Consider the following 17,792-nt stretch of genomic DNA (forward strand, 5'->3'; position numbering starts at 1 on the left):
ATGCTCATTTTGCGCGGTGCTCCTGCCCTTTCTGACTTTCGTCAGCAAGCTATTTCCCAACAACTGACTTCTTTGGTTCCTAGCGTGTCTAGCTTTTTTGCTACTTACGTTCATTTTGTCGAGCTCGCCAGTGAGCTGGATTCAACGGAACATGCCGCGTTAACGCGCCTGTTAGCCTATGGGCCAGCAGCGACTACGCAGGAGCCAAGCGGCCAGCTTTTTTTAGTAGTACCACGTTTGGGCACTATTTCTCCTTGGTCTAGCAAGGCTACGGACTTGGTTAACTACTGCGGCTTAAGTAAGGTCAAGCGCATTGAGCGCGGCATTGCTTACTACGTTGACGGTCAGTTTGATACAGCGCAGGCGCGCCAGATTGCGGCGCAGCTGCACGACCGCATGAGTGAGCACGTACTTGAGCAGCTTGAACAAGCCCGGGCTTTGTTTCAGCAGTCTGCGCCGCGCGCGCTTAATAGTGTTGATGTGTTGGGCGGTGGACTGGCGGCGCTACAACAGGCCGACCAAGCGCTTGGCTTGGCTTTAGCTGAAGATGAAATGGAGTATTTGGTTGCTAGTTTCCAAAAAATGGGACGCAACCCGAATGATATTGAATTAATGATGTTTGCTCAGGCGAACTCTGAGCATTGCCGCCACAAAATTTTTAATGCGAGCTGGGATATCGATGGGCAAGAGCAGCAGAAATCACTGTTTGCCATGATTAAAAATACCTACGAAATGAACAACCAAGGTGTTTTGTCTGCCTACAAAGACAACTCGTCAGTTATTGAAGGCTTCAGTGCAGGTCGTTTTTTTCCTGATCCGGCTACCGGCGAATACCGCGCCCATCAAGAACCTATCCATATTTTAATGAAGGTAGAAACCCATAACCACCCATCCGCGATTGCGCCTTTCCCCGGCGCAGCAACGGGCTCAGGCGGCGAGATTCGTGATGAGGGGGCTACCGGTATTGGATCTAAGCCTAAGGCTGGCCTGACAGGTTTTACTGTTTCGGGTTTGAATATTCCCGGCTACGAGCAGCCCTGGGAAATTAATTACGGCAAGCCTGATCGCATTGTAAGCGCGCTGGATGTACTAATCGAAGGCTCGAAAGGGGGCGCTTCTTTTAATAATGAATTTGGCCGTCCTGTCCTGAACGGCTATGTGCGCAGTTTTGAGCAGCTGGTAGATACGGTTAATGGTCCAGAAGTTCGTGGCTACCACAAGCCTATTATGTTGGCTGGTGGACTGGGAAATATTCGTGCTGAACATGTGCAAAAAGGTGAAATTGAGCCGGGTAATAAACTTATTGTGCTAGGTGGCCCTGCCATGCTTATTGGCTTGGGTGGTGGCGCGGCTTCTTCAGTCGACACAGTAGCGGCTGATGATTTGGATTTTGCTTCCGTGCAACGCGGTAACCCAGAGCTGGGTCGTCGTTGCCAGGAAGTGATTGATAGCTGCTGGCAGCTTGGCGCAGAAAACCCTATTCGTTTTATTCATGATGTGGGTGCAGGCGGCTTGTCTAATGCCTTCCCTGAGTTAGTGAATGATGCAGGTCGTGGTGGACGTTTTGAATTACGCAAAATACCCAGCGCAGATGCAGGTTTAAGCCCGCTAGAGATTTGGTGTAACGAAGCCCAAGAGCGTTATGTGTTGGCCGTTGCTGAGCAAGATATAGAACGTTTTGCCGCCATCTGCGCGCGCGAGCATTGCCCTTTTGCAGTCGTGGGTGAGGCGACAGCAGAAAAACAACTGACGGTTAATGATACGCAGTTTGCTAACCAGCCGGTAGATATGCCGCTGGATGTATTGCTGGGTAAACCGCCACGCATGCATCGCATTGTAACGCGTGAAACTGCAGTGGGTGCAGCTTTTAATAGTTCAACGTTGCCATTAACTGAAGCAGTCGAGCGTGTTTTACGTCACCCAACGGTAGCCAGCAAAGCTTATATGATTACCGCGACCGACCGCGGTGTCACGGGCTTGGTCGTGCGCGATCAGTTAGTGGGTCCTTGGCAGGTTCCGGTTGCGGACTGCGCGGTTACGGCGATGAGTTTTGATAGCTATTACGGTGAAGCCATGGCTATGGGTGAGCGTACGCCTTTAGCGATTTTAAATGCGCCTGCTTCTGGGCGTATGGCTGTGGGTGAGGCGATTACTAACCTCGCCGCCGCACGTATTGATAAAATCTCTGACATTCGTTTATCAGCCAACTGGATGGCGGCAGCGGGCCATCCGGGTGAAGATGCGCGCCTGTATGAAACGGTTAAAGCCGTTGGTATGGAGCTATGCCCAGCGTTGGGCATTACTATTCCGGTGGGTAAAGACTCCATGTCGATGAAAACTCGCTGGCTGGAGCAGGGCGAAGAAAAGACAGTCACCTCGCCCGTATCGCTGATTATCAGTGGTTTTGCGCCGGTATTGGATATCCGCCAAACCCTCACCCCACAGTTGCAGCTAGATAAAGGCGACAGTCAATTGTTGCTGATTGATTTGGGTCGTGGTCAAAACCGCATGGGTGGTTCGATTTTGGCGCAGGTGTACAAAGAGCTGGGTGAACACGCGCCAGATGTGGATAGCGCAGACGATTTAAATGCTTTCTTCGCAAGCATTCAACAGCTTAATGCTCAGGGTTTATTGCAGGCTTACCATGATCGTTCCGATGGTGGATTGTTAACCACGGTGGTAGAAATGGCCTTTGCTGGGCACTGCGGTTTGTCTCTGCAGTTGGATGCGCTAGGTATTCAAGCAGAGCAAGCAAATGCGGCGTTGTTCAGTGAGGAGCTGGGTGCAGTTATTCAAGTATCTAGTGAGAAACTGGCGCAGGTTCAGGCTGTTTTTGCGGATGCTGGGTTAGCTGATTGCGTACACAGCATCGGACAGCCTGAGGCGGGTGATAGCGTCACCATTAGCTTGGATGGCATGCTACTGTTCAGTGCACAGCGCAGCCAGTTGCAGCGTATCTGGACACAAACCAGCTACCAGATCCAGCGTATTCGTGATAACAGTGACTGTGCACAGCAAGAATATGACGTATTACTGGACGAGCACGATCCGGGCTTAAATGTATCGCTAAGCTTTGATGTTAATGAGGACGTGGCAGCGCCCTATATCGCCACAGGAGTAAAACCAAAGATTGCGATATTGCGAGAGCAAGGCAGTAACGGACATGTTGAGTTGGCTGCAGCCTTTGAGCGTGCAGGCTTTAATGCTGTAGACGTGCACATGAGTGATTTACTGGCAGGTCGTGTGCTGCTGGCAGACTTTAAAGGTTTAGCGCCCAGCGGTGGTTACTCCTTTGGTGATGCTCTGGGTGCAGGGGCGGGTTGGGCGAAATCCATTTTGCTTAATGACTCACTGCGTGCCCAGTTTGCTGAATTCTTCAGCCGCAACGACAGTTTTACCCTTGGCGTCAACAATGGCGCACAGATGTTGGCGCAACTTAAAAAGCTTATTCCGGGTGCTGAGCACTGGCCGCAGTTTGTGCACAACCAATCAGAGTGCTTCGAGTCACGCTTGAGTATGGTTGAAGTGCAAGACTCGCCCTCAATCGTTTTGACCGGCATGGCTGGTTCACGCTTGCCTGTGGCCGTAGCGCACGCTGAAGGGCGGGTGACTTATGCCAATGCGGATCAGCTAGCAGCAGCTGATAAGTCTGGTTTGGTGGCGCTGCGCTTTGTTGATAATCACGGGCAAGTAACCCAGGCTTATCCGGCGAACCCTAATGGCTCTGCTCAGGGTATGACGGGCTTTACCAGTCGAGACGGTCGTGTGACCTTGCTGATGCCTAACCCAGAACGTTTAGTGCGTACGGTACAGAACTCATGGCACCCTGACAGCTGGCAAGAAGATGCTGCTTGGTTGCGTATGTTCCGTAATGCCCGAGTTTGGGTGGGCTAGTTTCTAGCCCAAGCAAATAAAAAGCCGCGCCTAATTAACTAGAGCGCGGTTTTTTATGGCTGTACTGCACAGCTGTTTACCCCTGCTCAGCTGAGGTAAAGCAAGATTATGTGAAAAACGGAAACAGCATCGGCACCATGATAATCGTAGCGATTAAGACGATAACCGTGAAGGGTACACCGATACGCACAAAGTCGCTGAAACGGTATTGTCCAGGCCCAAGTACCAACGTGTTTACAGGCGAGGAGATAGGCGTCATAAAGGCTGCCGATGCAGCCACTGCAACCGTCATCGCAAAGGGTGCGGGTGATGCGTTCATCGCTACGGCGGTGGCAATAGCAACTGGTGCCATAAGCACGGCCGTGGCGGTGTTGGACAGAAATAAGCTGGTAACGGCGGTAGACACAAACAGCACAGTGAGAATTGCCCGCGGACCTGAATCACCAAAGATACCCATTAAACCGTTTACGGCTAAATCAATACCGCCGGTTTTTTGCAAGGCGGCAGCAAAAGGAATCATGCCGACAATAAGAATAATGCTTTGCCAGTGAATCGACTTGTAAGCGCTATCCATATCAATACAGCGAAAAGCACCCATCAGCAAACAGCCGATGATGGCCGCTAATACGTTAGGCACTACGCCGGTAATCATTAGGGCAACCATAACAGCTAGACTTATCAAAGCATGTGGCGCTTTGCTTAGCGCGGGGGCAATGTTGTCTTTTTCTGCGGGCAAACTCAGTACGAGAAAATCGCGGCTGTACACCTGTAAGGCATGGATGTGTTTCCAGTTACCGGCCACCAAAAGCGTATCACCAGCTTTTAGAACCTCATCAACTAATAAACCATCCAAAGCATTTTGATTGCGTCGCAGACCGACCACGTTGAGTTTGCGGTGCGTGCGAAAACCCAGTTCTTGTATGGTTTTGCCAGCCAGGCGTGACTCTGGGGGCAGCATTACCTCAGCTAAACCTAATGTGCGGCAATGGTCGGCGAAATAGCTTTGTTTGATGCCTAGGGGTTCGACACCGAGCTCATGGTAAGAGTTAAGTAGATCAATGGTGGGGCTAACTAAGTGCACTAACAGCACATCACCAGCGCGTAATTCAGTGCTGCCCGTGGCGCTCAGGAGGGTGCGCCGGAAGCGTTGTTGGCGCTCTACTGCAATAACGTTAATGCCATACTGGGTACGCAGTTGCAGCTCGTTCAGTGTCTGACCCGTCAAAATGGAGTTGGCTTTTACGCGTAAACGACGTTCACGGCCATCAAGGTTATATTCGCGTGCTAAATCAGCAATAGTGTGGCGTGGCTCACCCGCCTCTTTTTGACTTTGCTTACTGGCCAACCAGTGGCGAGTGAGCAGCATGTAGCCAACACCTAAAATCAATACAACTATGCCTATAGGAGTAAAAGCCAAAAAGGTAAAGCCGTCGTAACCATTACGCACCAGTTCACTATGAACCACCATGTTGGGAGGTGTTGCAACTAGAGTTTGCATACCACTTATCAGGCCCGCAAAACTAAGCGGCATCATTAGCTTGCTAGGATGGATTTTGCTGCGTGCGCAGATACTTAGAACGACAGGAATAAAGATGGCTACAACACCTGTAGAGCTCATAATTGACCCGAGCATGGCAACGGAAACCATCAATAAAATAATCAGCTTGGTTTCGCTGCTGCCAGCATGCTCGATGAGTTTTTCACCGAGCTGGTAAGCAATGCCGGTGCGCACCAGTCCTTCGCCAACAATAAATAGCGCGGCAATCACCACAACACTGGGATCGCTAAAGCCTGCTAAAGCTTCCTGCACTGTTAGAACGCCGGTTAAAGGCAAAGCGACCAGCACCAGTACGGCGACCACATCCATGCGCGGCTTGTTGCGAATGAAAAGAATAATAGCGATCAGTAGTAAGCTTAAAACCCAAAACAGAGGAAGATTCATGGCAACTCAAAGATGGTCGGTAAACAAAGGGCGGCTATTGTACTATGTGGAGTGAAATAGAACAGCTAGGTTGCTTTGAATAGGTTGTTTATAGGTAAAGAGTTCAGTGCGGTTTAGGTTAAACGGCAGTCGACTTGCAGAAAGCATGAAATAAATAAAATTTATGTTAATGTCAGTTTGAGTCAATCCCGTCTTTAGCGTAAACTACTCAACCGTCTTGAGTGGCTAGACCTTGGCTGAGTTTTTCCTAAGGTGCCTGTGAACAAATCTTCGTTACAGGCCTATTTGCTACTGTTTTTTTCTCGGGCGGATATCCGCCATAACTTGTATATCCAGGGTTTTTTATGACGCGCTATATCTTCGTCACCGGCGGTGTTGTTTCTTCATTAGGCAAAGGTATTGCCTCAGCTTCTTTAGCCGCCATCTTGGAAGCGCGCGGTTTTAAAGTCACCTTATTAAAATTAGATCCCTACATTAATGTGGACCCTGGCACCATGAGCCCGTTCCAACACGGTGAGGTGTTCGTCACCCATGATGGCGCAGAAACCGACTTGGACTTAGGTCACTACGAACGTTTTGTGCGCACCACGATGACGCAAAACAACAACTTCACCACTGGGCGCGTGTATGAAGAAGTAATTCGTCGTGAGCGTCGCGGTGATTATCTGGGGGCGACCATTCAGGTGATTCCACACATCACCGATGAAATTAAGCGCCGTATTATTAAAGGCGCGGGTGACGCGGATATCGCCATGGTGGAAATTGGCGGTACGGTGGGTGACATCGAATCCCAACCATTTTTAGAAGCCATTCGCCAGTTGCGCGTTGAAGTGGGTGCTAAGCGTGCCATGCTCATGCATCTGACGTTGGTGCCTTATATCGCCACCGCCGGCGAAACCAAAACCAAGCCGACACAGCACTCGGTCAAAGAGTTACGCTCCATCGGCTTGCAGCCAGATATTTTGGTGTGCCGTTCAGAAGTGGTGCTAGATATCTCCTCGCGTCGCAAAATCGCCTTGTTTACCAACGTTGAAGAGCGGGCGGTAATTAGCCTGCAAGACGTCGACACCATTTATAAAATCCCCGGGATTTTGCACAGCCAGGGCGTGGATGATTACGTGCTGGAACGTTTTGGGCTAGAAGCGCAGAGTGCTGATCTGAGCGAGTGGGATGTGGTGATTCAGGCCAAACTCAATCCAAAGCATGAAGTCACCATTGCGATGGTGGGTAAATACATGGAGCTGTTGGATGCCTATAAGTCGTTGATTGAAGCGATGAATCATGCGGGTATTCATGCAGAAACCAAAGTTAACTTCCGCTACATTGACTCTGAAGACATTGAAACCCAAGGCACGCAGGTGCTTGAGGGTGTGGATGCGATTCTGGTGCCGGGCGGTTTTGGCTTGCGCGGCGTGGAAGGTAAGATTAAAACCGTTCAGTATGCGCGTGAACAGGGCATCCCTTATTTAGGGATTTGCTTAGGCATGCAGGTGGTAGTGATTGAGTACGCTCGCAATGTTTTAGGTTGGCAAGGGGCTAACTCAACCGAATTCGATAAAGAAACGGATTACCCGGTCGTGGGTTTGATTTCTGAGTGGCAGACAGCCAGTGGTGCTGTCCAGCGCCGTACTGAAAACGATGAGTTGGGAGCCAGCATGCGTTTGGGGGCTCAAATATGCCGCTTAGAAAAAGGCAGTTTGTTACAGCAGAGCTATGGCAAAACCGAGATCCAAGAGCGTCATCGCCATCGCTATGAAGTGAATAATACATTGCTAGAGCCGTTACAAGAGGCAGGCTTGAAAGTTACAGCTTGGTCAGAAGACGGTAACCTGGTTGAGGCGGTCGAAGTACCGAATCATCCTTGGTTTGTGGCCTGTCAGTTCCATCCAGAATTTACCTCAACTCCACGTGATGGGCACCCGTTGTTTAGCCGGTTTGTGCAGGCAGCATTAACCCATCAAGGAGAAAAATAAGCATGACGCAAAAAACGATTCGTGTTGCTGATATCGATATCGCCAACGACAAGCCTTTTGTTTTATTTGGCGGTATTAATGTGCTGGAGTCGCGTGATTTAGCCATGCGCGCCTGTGAAGAATACGTGCGCGTGACCGACATGCTCGGTATTCCTTATGTATTCAAAGCCAGCTTCGATAAAGCCAACCGCTCTTCTATCAACTCGTTTCGCGGGCCGGGCTTAGACGAAGGCTTGAAGATTTTTGAGGAAGTCAAAAAGACCTTCAACGTGCCAGTGATTACAGATGTGCATGAGCCTTATCAGGCGCAGCCCGTAGCCGAAGTTTGCGACATTATTCAACTGCCAGCGTTTTTGTCCCGTCAAACCGATTTGGTCGTGGCGATGGCGAAAACCGGCGCAGTCATCAATATCAAGAAGGCCCAGTTTTTAGCTCCCCATGAAATGCGCCATATTCTGAGCAAGTGCGAAGAAGCCGGTAACAACCAGCTGATTCTATGCGAGCGCGGTAGCGCCTTTGGTTACAACAACCTCGTGGTGGATATGCTGGGTTTTGGCATCATGAAAAAATTTAACTACCCCGTATTTTTCGATGTCACCCACTCGTTACAAACCCCAGGCGGACGTGCAGACTCCGCAGGTGGGCGTCGTGCGCAAGTCACTGATTTGGCGAAAGCCGGTATGAGTCAGGGCTTAGCAGGACTGTTTTTAGAGGCGCACCCAGATCCGGATAACGCTAAGTGCGATGGTCCCTGTGCGCTGCGTTTAGATAAGCTTGAACCCTTTTTAGCTCAGCTCAAACAGCTGGATGATTTAATTAAAAGTTTCTCGGTAATTGAAACTGCTTAATTTTTGATGGAGTAACCCAACCCATGGCAAAGATTGTTGACATCAAAGGACGTGAAGTTCTGGACTCGCGCGGCAACCCTACAGTGGAAGCCGATGTTATTTTGGATAATGGCATTATTGGCAGTGCTTGCGCGCCCTCGGGTGCCTCGACGGGCTCGCGCGAAGCGTTAGAGCTGCGCGATGGCGACAAGTCTCGCTACATGGGCAAAGGCGTACTTAAAGCCGTTGCCAACGTCAATGGTCCTATCCGTGAAGCATTGCTGGGTAAAGACGCTACCGATCAGCAAGGCTTAGACCGCATCATGATTGCACTGGACGGCACGAACAACAAAGCCACATTGGGGGCGAACGCTATTTTGGCGGTATCACTGGCCGCTGCTAAAGCTGCTGCACAAGCCAAAGGTATGCCGTTGTATGCGCACATTGCTGAGCTTAATGGCACGCCGGGGCAGTACAGCATGCCGGTGCCGATGATGAACATCATTAACGGCGGTGAGCACGCGGATAACAACGTCGATATCCAAGAGTTTATGATTCAACCGGTGGGTGCGAAAACCTTCTCGCAAGCTTTGCGTATCGGTACAGAAGTCTTTCATCACTTGAAAGCGGTACTGCAGGCGCGTGGCTTAAGCACGGCCGTGGGTGACGAGGGTGGCTTTGCGCCCAATCTTGAGTCTAACGAAGCAGCTTTAACCGTGATTGCTGAAGCGATTGCCAATGCCGGTTACAAGCTAGGCGAAGACATTACCTTAGCGTTGGACTGCGCGGCGACCGAGTTCTATAAAGACGGAGTGTACGATTTAGCGGGTGAAGGCAAGAAGTTTGATGCTCAAGGTTTTACTGATTACTTGGCTGGCTTAACCGAGCGCTTTCCAATTATTTCTATTGAAGATGGTATGGATGAGTCGGATTGGGACGGTTGGAAGCTGCTCACCGATAAAATCGGCGAGAAAATCCAGCTGGTTGGTGATGATCTCTTTGTCACCAACACCAGCATTTTCAAGCAGGGCATTGAATCGAAAACCGCTAACTCTATTCTGATTAAATTTAACCAGATTGGCACACTGACCGAGACGCTGGAAGCTATTCAAATGGCTAAGGCAGCAGGTTATACCGCAGTGATTTCCCATCGCAGCGGCGAAACTGAAGATGCCACCATTGCTGACTTGGCCGTAGGCACAGCAGCGGGGCAGATTAAAACCGGTTCGCTCTGCCGTTCCGACCGCGTAGCCAAGTACAACCAACTGTTACGCATTGAGGAACAGTTGGCCGATAAGGCTGTCTATCGTGGACGTGCTGAGTTTCGCGGTTAATACTACAACTAAGCACTAAACATAAGGGCAGCATTGGGCTGCCCTTTTCCTTTGTAATGACTGAACGATGAAAAGACCTTCACTTTGGCTTACCGCTATCTTGCTGATTATGCTGCTGACGCTGCAGTATAGGTATTGGTTTGGCGATGGTGGAGTAACGCACCGCATAGAATTAGAGCGGCAAATTCAAGTGCAGCGTAACGAGAATGAGCGCCTGCAAGCACGTAACCGCATGATGGAAGCCGAGGTAATGGAATTAAAGCAGGGTATGGAAACCGTTGAAGAGCGTGCGCGGCATGAGTTGGGTATGGTGAAGCAGGGTGAAACGCTTTACCTGTTGCTGGAGTAGTCTGTGAAGTTTTGGCTTGTAATTCCTGCGGCTGGCATTGGTAGTCGGATGGCTAGCGATAGACCTAAGCAATACCTGCAGGTGGCAGGGAAAACGATTTTAGAACATACCCTAGATATTTTTTTGCCGCATCCACAATTACAGGGTGCAGCAGTAGCTGTGGCAGAGCATGACTCATATTGGCCGGATTTACCGTTGGTTCAGCACCCATTGGTTCGGCAGGTTGTCGGCGGGCAGGAACGTGCTGACTCAGTGCTGAATGCCTTGCGTGTGCTGCCAAACTTAGGTGCGCAGCCGTGCGATTGGGTGTTGGTGCATGATGCGGCTAGACCTATGTTGCAGCGCACGGATTTAGACAGGCTTCTATCCACTTTAAAGTATGATGCTGTCGGCGGGCTATTGGCCTATCCAGCGCGCGATACTTTAAAGTTGGCTGATGCACAGCAGCGCAGCCAGCAAACCTTGCAGCGTGAACACATCTGGCACGCGTTAACTCCACAAATGTTTCCTCTGCAGTTGCTTAGCGATGCGCTTGAACAAGCTTTAGCGGCAGGCGTAGCAATTACCGATGAGGCGTCAGCAGTAGAGTGGGCTGGCTTTAAACCTAGGCTGGTAGTTGGGCGCAGTGATAATCTTAAAATCACTTACCCGGAAGACTTGCAGCTGTTAGCAGCAGTTCACGAACCCACTGGGTTGGTTGACGGTGTGATTGATGTCTGATGTAAAGCAAAAGCAAAGTTTAAGCTGGCGTTATATTCGTCAGCTTGCTTGGCAGAATAAACAAAAAATACTCTTTGCTAATGTTTTAGCGTTATTCGCGACGCTAACCAGTGTGCCCATACCTTTGTTGTTACCGTTATTGGTCGATGAAGTATTGCTAAAGCAGCCCGGCAAAGCGGTGGCCTTTATGCAGAACTTGTTGCCAGAGAGCTGGGTGCAGCCCGTTGGTTTTATCGGGTTTTTACTCTTGGTAACTCTGGTACTGCGACTGAGCTCGCTGGCTTTTAATGTGCTACAAAGTCGGCTTTTTACTGAGCTATCGAAGGACATTATTTATAAACTCAGGCTGCTGCTGCTGGGTCGCTTGCAACGTATTTCTTTGTCAGAGTATGAAAGCCTTGGCAGCGGCTCGGTAGCTACAAACCTGGTAACAGATTTGGATACGCTGGATGCCTTTATCGGGGAGACACTGAGCCGCTTTATCGTAGCTTTACTTACGCTCACGGGCACAGCCACTATATTGCTGTGGATGCATTGGCAGTTGGCGCTATTTATTTTGCTGCTTAATCCAGTTGTGGTTTTGGCTACAGTTAAGCTCGGTAAGAAAATCAAGCACCTTAAAAAACAAGAAAACGATAACACAGCGCACTTTACCCAAGCCTTAACTGAAACCCTTGATGCCATTCATGAGGTGCGTGCGGGGAGTCATCAGCACTATTTCTTTTCTCGTTTACGTCTACGTGCTAAGAATGCTCGCGACTCGGCTATCGCCAGTAAGTGGAAAACCGAAACAGCGATGCGTTCAAGTGGCTTGATGTTTCAGTTTGGTATCGACGTGTTTCGCTCCGTGGCGATGCTAACCGTGTTGTTTTCTGATTTATCGATTGGTCAGATGCTTGCTGTGTTTAGTTACCTGTGGTTTATGATTGGTCCTGTTGAACAGCTACTGAATTTACAATATGCGCTCTATGGCGCTAATGGTGCGATGCAGCGGATTAATCAGTTGTTAGCGCGGCAAGATGAAGCGCAATATCCCACCCAGATTAACCCATTCACGCATAAGAAAACCGTAGCCGTAGAAGTGCAGGATCTGCATTTTTCCTACCGACAGGAGCCAATTCTTAATGGCCTGAGCTTCTCAGTAGCACCGGGTGAGAAAGTCGCCATTGTAGGTGTGAGTGGGGGTGGAAAAAGTACCTTAGTGCAACTGTTGTTGGGTCTTTATCGCCCCAGTCGAGGTACGATTTTTTATGATAACGTGCCCATTGAGCAGGTTGGTATACAGACTGTGCGCGAGCATGTGGCAGTGGTACTACAGAATCCAGCGTTGTTTAACGATAGTGTGCGAGAAAACGTGCTGCTAGGTCGTACGGGTGATGATGAGGCCTGTTGGCAGGCGCTAGCAGTGGCGCAGCTGGATGAGTTTGTCAGGCAACTGCCAAACGGTTTAGACACCATTATTGGTCGTGCAGGTGTGCGTCTGTCGGGCGGACAGAAACAGCGTTTAGCTATCGCGCGTATGGTGTTAGCTGATCCCTGTGTGGTGATTCTGGATGAGGCTACTTCCGCTCTGGATAGCCAGACCGAGCAGGGCGTGCATCAGGCATTACAAAGCTTTTTGGCTGGGCGTACGACGCTTATAATTGCGCACCGTTTAAGTGCTGTACGACAGGCCGATAGGATATTAGTGCTTTCTGAGGGGCGCGTTGTTGAGCAGGGCGATCACCAAGCTTTGTTGGCGCAAGGGGGCGTTTATGCTGAACTCTACGGCCGTCTACAAGCTAAATAATCTTTATTGTTAAGAAAGGTTTGACAATAAAGTCGGACTTGCTTATCATGCGCCCCGTCCAATGAGTTGGGGCTATAGCTCAGCTGGGAGAGCGCTTGCATGGCATGCAAGAGGTCCACGGTTCGATCCCGTGTAGCTCCACCAATTCAAACTAGCCTATTGATGTGTTTAGTCAGTAGGAGTCAAGGGTTACGTCCCCTTCGTCTAGTGGCCTAGGACACCGCCCTTTCACGGCGGTAACAGGGGTTCGAGTCCCCTAGGGGACGCCACTATTCTTTTAGCATTAAAAGAAAGTAAATAAAAAGCCTGCGCTTTACTAAAAGCGCAGGCTTTTTTGTTTCTGTCTTTTCAGGTTTAAAACAACTCGCCGCCTTCATCGCGACGCGCTTCACGCTGTAGCTGGTATACATAGCGTTCAATGTTGCGCTGAGTAACGCCATCAACCTGATGAAAGCGCAGGCCAACTTTGGTAATGTCCTTCTCTTCTATTACTTGTACATGGCGTGCTTCAACGCTGAGAGTCAATGAGCCATGCGGCATAATTAGGCTAGAGCTCTCGTAAAGCTGGCCGGCTTTCAAGTGGGTGTTGGCAGAGTCTATATGCACCTTACAGCCTGTAGCGGAGATATCCAGTAAGCGCCCGCTAACTGGGGTAGCCAAGGCGTTGCCAGCGAGGGTAATGCTGGCGGGCTGGTCAGGGATTACATTGGCGCGAAATGTTCCTCGGCGCTGATGGTGGCGCATTTCTTCGGGAAACTTAAACCATAAGCATGGATGGCCGTTGATGGTGGCGGCTATGCCTGTTTGGTGATGCGACCAGTTGATACGCACGCCATCTATATGAGCTTCAACATGAAACTCCTCGCCGTTTTGCAGGAAGCGTAGCGCGGTGTTCGGCACAAATTCATCAAGCGCTAATGAAGCGTTTTCGCGGTCAACAGCAACGATATAGCTAAGATAGCGTTGTTCACGACCAGGGAACCGGATTTTTAAAGGCAGGTTGTTATTCAGGAGGGTGCGTAAGTTACCGTTAATTTCTGCTGGAGTTGTTAATATTTTAGGTGGTTGCGGGCCGCTACCTTCATCAAACAATGTAGACACGAACTAATAACCCTAATGGTGTATAAAAAATAACCGTCTAACTAGGCGCTGGTAAAAGTGCGCCGAGTATTTTTGTAGGCGGTGCTGCCGGATTTGTCATACAGCGAAGGCTCGTTGCTACCGCGAATAATGTTAAGCGCCGAGCCAACACTGATTTGGTTGGCACGTATTAACCGGCCGTTGCGCAAATTGGCCGTTTGACACTGTTCGATCAGGTCATTGAGCGTGTTGTGTTGCTGTAACAGTTTAGCAGAGTGTGGGGAGTTTTGAGCAAATTGTTGGAAACCGTTCATGTCTGCTGTCAGACCATTACGTTGTAACAGGTTGCTGCGCTCTTTGGCGTTTTGGTTGAGGCTTACCAGTAACGGCTGTTTACTATCAAGCAGTGCTTGCAGCTGTTCGAGTTTGCGTTCGTTTAGCGCAGAAAACTCCTGCTCCAGAATCGCGAGGAGTTCTGTGCAGGAGTGTATATCAGTGTTTAGCAGTTCTAATATTCTAGTGTCTGGCATGGCTTATAAAAAGTTATAGTAGTGCTTCGAAAGCAAGAATTTTATTGGCTGTAGCGGCACTATCGACTTTATAGCTGCCATCGTCAATAGTCTGCTTAAGCGCTTGCACTTTGTCGTGATTTATATCAGGCACGTGCTTGAGTTTGTCGTTGATGGATTGTAACTCAAGCGCGCTTTGGCTTAGTTTTACAGACTCGCCAAGATTTTTAGCTGGCGCTGAGGAGTCCGCCTGAGCTGCGTTGGGTGCTGAGTTGTCGCTCAAGCCCGCTTTAGCGGGCGGAGCGTTGTTCTTAGTAAGATTTTGCGTGCTGTTTGCACGATTAAATTCGATAGCCATGATAAACCTCTAACTGCTGAGTATTAGAACACTAGTTTAACTATCGGCGGCATCAGAATAAACTTTAGAGCAATGCATGAAAAAGGCTTTTCAGCCGTAAGCGATGGTGTCGAGACTATGATTGATTTTGGTTTACAGGTGCAGAGTATAGCGGTTTTAATGCAGATTACATAGCGACTTCTACTTGGCCGGGAGCGACCACCCGTGCATGAATGACGCGTTGTGAGCGGGTGTTGAGTACCCGTATTTGTTCGCCTATAGCGCCATCAGACAGGGCTTCGCCTGGCATGCGCACGCGTACTCTGCCACTCATTGCGGAAATAATAACCTGGTCACCACGTTTTACGGCTGCAGGCTGACGTAGCTGGTTGGGTGAAATGACTTGATCATGCTGTAGAGCACGGGTGGTTAAACTGCCAATAACGCTATCCAGGCTGAGTAAATAACCTTGCTTAAGATTGCCGACATCACGCTCAGCCAAGGAGATGTCATTGGTCTGAATAATGCTGTTACGTTTTATGGGGCGGGTCGCTACCACCACGTCACGGTACAGGTTGACTTGTGCCGGTACAAAAATTGACCAGGGTGCGCTGCCCTCGCAACGAATGCGTAGGGTAACTCTACCGACCGGTTGCTGCGGGTTTTCTAATGAAGCACTGAGTGGTTGATCGCAGGCGGCCATCCGTAGACGATTGTCTAAACGGCCAATGCTTACCTCGTAACGTGCTTTTATATCGCTATTGCTTAAATAATTTTTGGTTTCTTGTTCAAGAAAGGATTGGGCGGTGTCGATAATCTGATCAATGCTCGTGCCGGCCGCAGCAAAATTGGTTAAAAATAGGCTAAAGCAGAACAAAAAAAACTTGCTTGGCAGGTTTCGTTCGGCCATTGTGTGTCGGGATAATGTCATTTGGATGTTCATAAGAATTATTAAAGCAAAAAACAGACCGGCTGGCGAGAAAGAAACCGGGGTCTGAGCTGTTATTTTGGAGTTTGCAATGGCTGGTGTTTTAGACTCAGTAAACCAAAGAACCCAATTGGTGGGACAAAACAGATTAGAGTTGTTGCTGTTCAGGCTATCAGGTTCTCAGCTGTATGGTGTGAATGTGTTTAAAGTGCGCGAGGTTTTGCAATGTCCTAGCTTAACCATTATACCGCATTCAAATCCTATGGTGCGTGGCGTGGCTACGGTTCGTGGCAACACGGTTCCAGTGATTGATTTAGCCTTGGCAACAGGTAAGCATGAGAAAACAAAGCTGGAAGACAGTTTTGTCATCGTCACTGAATACAACACGAAAACGCAGGGCTTTTTGGTCTGTGCGGTTGAGCGCATTGTTAACCTAAACTGGGAGGAAATTCTTCCGCCACCTGCAGGTACTGGTCGTGAGCATTATTTAACTGCAGTGACTCATGTTGAGGGTGAGTTGGTTGAAATTCTTGATGTCGAGAAGATTTTGGCCGAGGTTGTGCCGGGCAAAGAGGATATTTCAGAGGGCGTGCTTAATGATGATATTCGTAGTCAAGCAGCGAGTAAAAAAATCCTCATCGTTGATGACTCCCTAGTAGCGCGCAAACAGCTGATGCGCGTGCTGCAAGATGTAGGAGTGCAAATCATTGCGTTAAGTGATGGGCGTGCTGCTTTGAATTACTTAACTGATATGATGGAAGAGGGGCTTAATCCAGCACAAGAGTTGCTGATGTTGATCTCGGATATTGAGATGCCAGTTATGGATGGTTATACCTTAACCTCCGAAATTCGTAACAATCCCAGGCTGAAAGATTTATATGTGTTACTGCATACTTCGCTTTCTGGTGTGTTTAATCAGGCGATGGTGGAGAAAGTAGGAGCAGATGATTTTTTGCCAAAGTTTAAGCCGGACGGATTGGCTGATAGCGTTATAAAGCGTCTTAAACAAAAAGGTTAGGGTTTTTGGGTGCTTGGTTTGTTGCCGGGCTGTTCTTAAATAAGCGCAGACACCTTATATTCGAGCACCTAGAGTAATACTGGGCTATAATTGAACAATTGATTTTGATAGTAAGGCGTTATTATAGTGTCACTCACACTCTCAGACTTTCATCTATTTCGGGACTACTTGGAAAAGCAGTCCGGGATTTTGCTCGGTGACAATAAGCAGTATTTGGTCAGTAGTCGTCTGAAAAAAATACTCGAACAAGAGCGCATTCAATCGTTAAGTGAGCTTGTACGCCGCATGCAGGCCAACCCACGTGGAGCGCTGCATACTCAGGTAATTGATGCCATGACGACCAACGAAACACTTTGGTTTCGTGATACCTACCCCTATGAAGTAATGAAAAACAGGGTTTTACCTGAACTGGTTGCAAAGTATCCTAATCAACGCTTAAGAATTTGGTCAGCGGCTTGCTCTTCGGGTCAAGAACCTTACTCCTTGGCTATGATTTTAGATGAATATGAGCGCACGGCTTTTGGTCAGTTGCGTGCCGGTGTGCAAATTATAGCCACTGAGCTGTCCAGCACTATGCTGGAGGCGAGCAAGCAGGGCGAATACGATGCCTTAGCTATTGCGCGCGGGTTGTCACCTGAAAGGCTGCAGCGTTATTTTGATAAGGTGGGCACAGGTGGCCGTTGGAAAATAAAAGATTTCATTAAACAGAAAGTCGAGTTTCGGCAAATTAACCTGTTAGAAAGCTATTCCGCGCTGGGTAAGTTTGATGTGGTTTTTTGTCGTAACGTATTAATTTATTTTTCTGCAGAAGTCAAAAAGGATATCTTGCGTCGTATTCATGCAACATTAAAGCCTGGCGGCTATTTGTTTTTAGGTGCCTCAGAAGCTTTAAACGGTTTGCCCGAGTTGTATACGATGGTGCAGTGTAATCCGGGAATTATTTATCAAGCCAAATAGTTAGGGAGCCTCTGAATAACGTTACCGAGGACGCTAACACAAGGCAAAAACGTACGAAAAAGCGCAGTTTACATGTGTAAATGAGCATTTTGAGTACGTTTTTAACGCAATGGTAGCTACGCAGGTAGTTATTCA

General features: G+C 49.0%; 14 protein-coding genes and 2 tRNA genes. 11 read left to right on the forward strand and 5 right to left on the reverse strand.

Annotation, left to right across the window (positions count from 1 at the left end; genetic code table 11):
- Nucleotides 1–3,894 (forward strand): phosphoribosylformylglycinamidine synthase, encoded by a 3,894-nt coding sequence (purL, locus tag QEZ41_RS06655; RefSeq protein ID WP_289410612.1) that lies wholly within the window; start codon nt 1–3, stop codon nt 3,892–3,894.
- Between the two features lie 106 nt (nt 3,895–4,000).
- On the opposite strand, the gene QEZ41_RS06660 is transcribed toward purL, so the two are convergent.
- Nucleotides 4,001–5,836: an SLC13 family permease gene (locus tag QEZ41_RS06660; RefSeq protein ID WP_289410613.1), complete on the reverse strand. Its 1,836-nt coding sequence runs from the start codon at nt 5,834–5,836 to the stop codon at nt 4,001–4,003.
- A gap of 344 nt (nt 5,837–6,180) precedes the next feature.
- Between QEZ41_RS06660 and pyrG the strand changes: the two genes are divergently transcribed.
- The 8 genes from pyrG (at nt 6,181) to QEZ41_RS06700 (ending at nt 13,097) form a co-directional block, all read left to right on the forward strand.
- Nucleotides 6,181–7,809 (forward strand): CTP synthase, encoded by a 1,629-nt coding sequence (gene pyrG / locus QEZ41_RS06665; protein ID WP_289410614.1) that lies wholly within the window; start codon nt 6,181–6,183, stop codon nt 7,807–7,809.
- Nucleotides 7,810–7,811: 2 nt separating this feature from the next.
- Nucleotides 7,812–8,657, forward strand: a complete 846-nt coding sequence (gene kdsA, locus QEZ41_RS06670; protein WP_289410615.1) for a 3-deoxy-8-phosphooctulonate synthase — start codon at nt 7,812–7,814, stop codon at nt 8,655–8,657.
- 23 nt (nt 8,658–8,680) lie between these two features.
- A complete protein-coding gene (eno, locus tag QEZ41_RS06675) occupies nt 8,681–9,970 on the forward strand; it encodes a phosphopyruvate hydratase (protein WP_289410616.1) in 1,290 nt (429 codons plus the stop codon).
- Nucleotides 9,971–10,037: 67 nt separating this feature from the next.
- Nucleotides 10,038–10,319, forward strand: coding sequence for a cell division protein FtsB (gene ftsB, locus QEZ41_RS06680; RefSeq protein WP_289410617.1), 282 nt, complete (start codon nt 10,038–10,040; stop codon nt 10,317–10,319).
- Nucleotides 10,320–10,322: 3 nt separating this feature from the next.
- Nucleotides 10,323–11,039 (forward strand): 2-C-methyl-D-erythritol 4-phosphate cytidylyltransferase, encoded by a 717-nt coding sequence (gene ispD / locus QEZ41_RS06685; RefSeq protein ID WP_289410618.1) that lies wholly within the window; start codon nt 10,323–10,325, stop codon nt 11,037–11,039.
- On the forward strand, nt 11,032–12,828 hold the full coding sequence (locus QEZ41_RS06690; protein ID WP_289410619.1) for an ABC transporter ATP-binding protein: 1,797 nt from the start codon (nt 11,032–11,034) through the stop codon (nt 12,826–12,828). Before ispD ends, QEZ41_RS06690 begins: the two co-directional genes overlap by 8 nt.
- Before the next feature lie 68 nt (nt 12,829–12,896).
- Nucleotides 12,897–12,972, forward strand: a tRNA-Ala gene (locus tag QEZ41_RS06695).
- Between the two features lie 49 nt (nt 12,973–13,021).
- Nucleotides 13,022–13,097: transfer RNA gene (locus QEZ41_RS06700), tRNA-Glu, on the forward strand.
- 85 nt (nt 13,098–13,182) lie between these two features.
- Here the strand turns inward: QEZ41_RS06700 and QEZ41_RS06705 are convergent.
- The 4 genes from QEZ41_RS06705 to flgA form a co-directional block, all read right to left on the reverse strand.
- Complete coding sequence (locus tag QEZ41_RS06705) at nt 13,183–13,929, reverse strand: flagellar brake protein (protein WP_289410620.1); 747 nt, start codon at nt 13,927–13,929, stop codon at nt 13,183–13,185.
- Nucleotides 13,930–13,970: 41 nt separating this feature from the next.
- Nucleotides 13,971–14,438 carry a flagella synthesis protein FlgN gene (locus QEZ41_RS06710; protein ID WP_289410621.1) on the reverse strand — a complete coding sequence of 156 codons (468 nt, stop codon included), beginning with the start codon at nt 14,436–14,438 and terminating at the stop codon, nt 13,971–13,973.
- 13 nt (nt 14,439–14,451) lie between these two features.
- Nucleotides 14,452–14,775 (reverse strand): flagellar biosynthesis anti-sigma factor FlgM, encoded by a 324-nt coding sequence (gene flgM / locus QEZ41_RS06715; RefSeq protein ID WP_289410622.1) that lies wholly within the window; start codon nt 14,773–14,775, stop codon nt 14,452–14,454.
- A gap of 166 nt (nt 14,776–14,941) precedes the next feature.
- Complete coding sequence (flgA, locus tag QEZ41_RS06720) at nt 14,942–15,697, reverse strand: flagellar basal body P-ring formation chaperone FlgA (RefSeq protein WP_434556798.1); 756 nt, start codon at nt 15,695–15,697, stop codon at nt 14,942–14,944.
- A gap of 76 nt (nt 15,698–15,773) precedes the next feature.
- Here flgA and QEZ41_RS06725 point away from each other — a divergent pair, with 76 nt between their 5' ends.
- Nucleotides 15,774–16,700: a chemotaxis protein CheV gene (locus QEZ41_RS06725; RefSeq protein WP_289410624.1), complete on the forward strand. Its 927-nt coding sequence runs from the start codon at nt 15,774–15,776 to the stop codon at nt 16,698–16,700.
- Nucleotides 16,701–16,826: 126 nt separating this feature from the next.
- Nucleotides 16,827–17,657 carry a CheR family methyltransferase gene (locus QEZ41_RS06730; protein WP_289410625.1) on the forward strand — a complete coding sequence of 277 codons (831 nt, stop codon included), beginning with the start codon at nt 16,827–16,829 and terminating at the stop codon, nt 17,655–17,657.
- Nucleotides 17,658–17,792 lie beyond the last annotated feature (135 nt).

This window comes from Thiopseudomonas acetoxidans, assembly GCF_030362935.1.
Classification (GTDB): domain Bacteria; phylum Pseudomonadota; class Gammaproteobacteria; order Pseudomonadales; family Pseudomonadaceae; genus Thiopseudomonas; species Thiopseudomonas acetoxidans.

Coding starts and splice junctions, on each gene's coding strand:
- QEZ41_RS06710 (WP_289410621.1), bottom strand. CDS start 14,438: ATGCCAGACACTAGAATATTAGAACTGCTAAACACTGATATACACTCC.
- ftsB (WP_289410617.1), top strand. CDS start 10,038: ATGAAAAGACCTTCACTTTGGCTTACCGCTATCTTGCTGATTATGCTG.
- purL (WP_289410612.1), top strand. CDS start 1: ATGCTCATTTTGCGCGGTGCTCCTGCCCTTTCTGACTTTCGTCAGCAA.
- QEZ41_RS06725 (WP_289410624.1), top strand. CDS start 15,774: ATGGCTGGTGTTTTAGACTCAGTAAACCAAAGAACCCAATTGGTGGGA.
- QEZ41_RS06690 (WP_289410619.1), top strand. CDS start 11,032: ATGTCTGATGTAAAGCAAAAGCAAAGTTTAAGCTGGCGTTATATTCGT.
- kdsA (WP_289410615.1), top strand. CDS start 7,812: ATGACGCAAAAAACGATTCGTGTTGCTGATATCGATATCGCCAACGAC.
- QEZ41_RS06660 (WP_289410613.1), bottom strand. CDS start 5,836: ATGAATCTTCCTCTGTTTTGGGTTTTAAGCTTACTACTGATCGCTATT.
- flgA (WP_434556798.1), bottom strand. CDS start 15,697: ATGAACATCCAAATGACATTATCCCGACACACAATGGCCGAACGAAAC.
- flgM (WP_289410622.1), bottom strand. CDS start 14,775: ATGGCTATCGAATTTAATCGTGCAAACAGCACGCAAAATCTTACTAAG.
- pyrG (WP_289410614.1), top strand. CDS start 6,181: ATGACGCGCTATATCTTCGTCACCGGCGGTGTTGTTTCTTCATTAGGC.
- eno (WP_289410616.1), top strand. CDS start 8,681: ATGGCAAAGATTGTTGACATCAAAGGACGTGAAGTTCTGGACTCGCGC.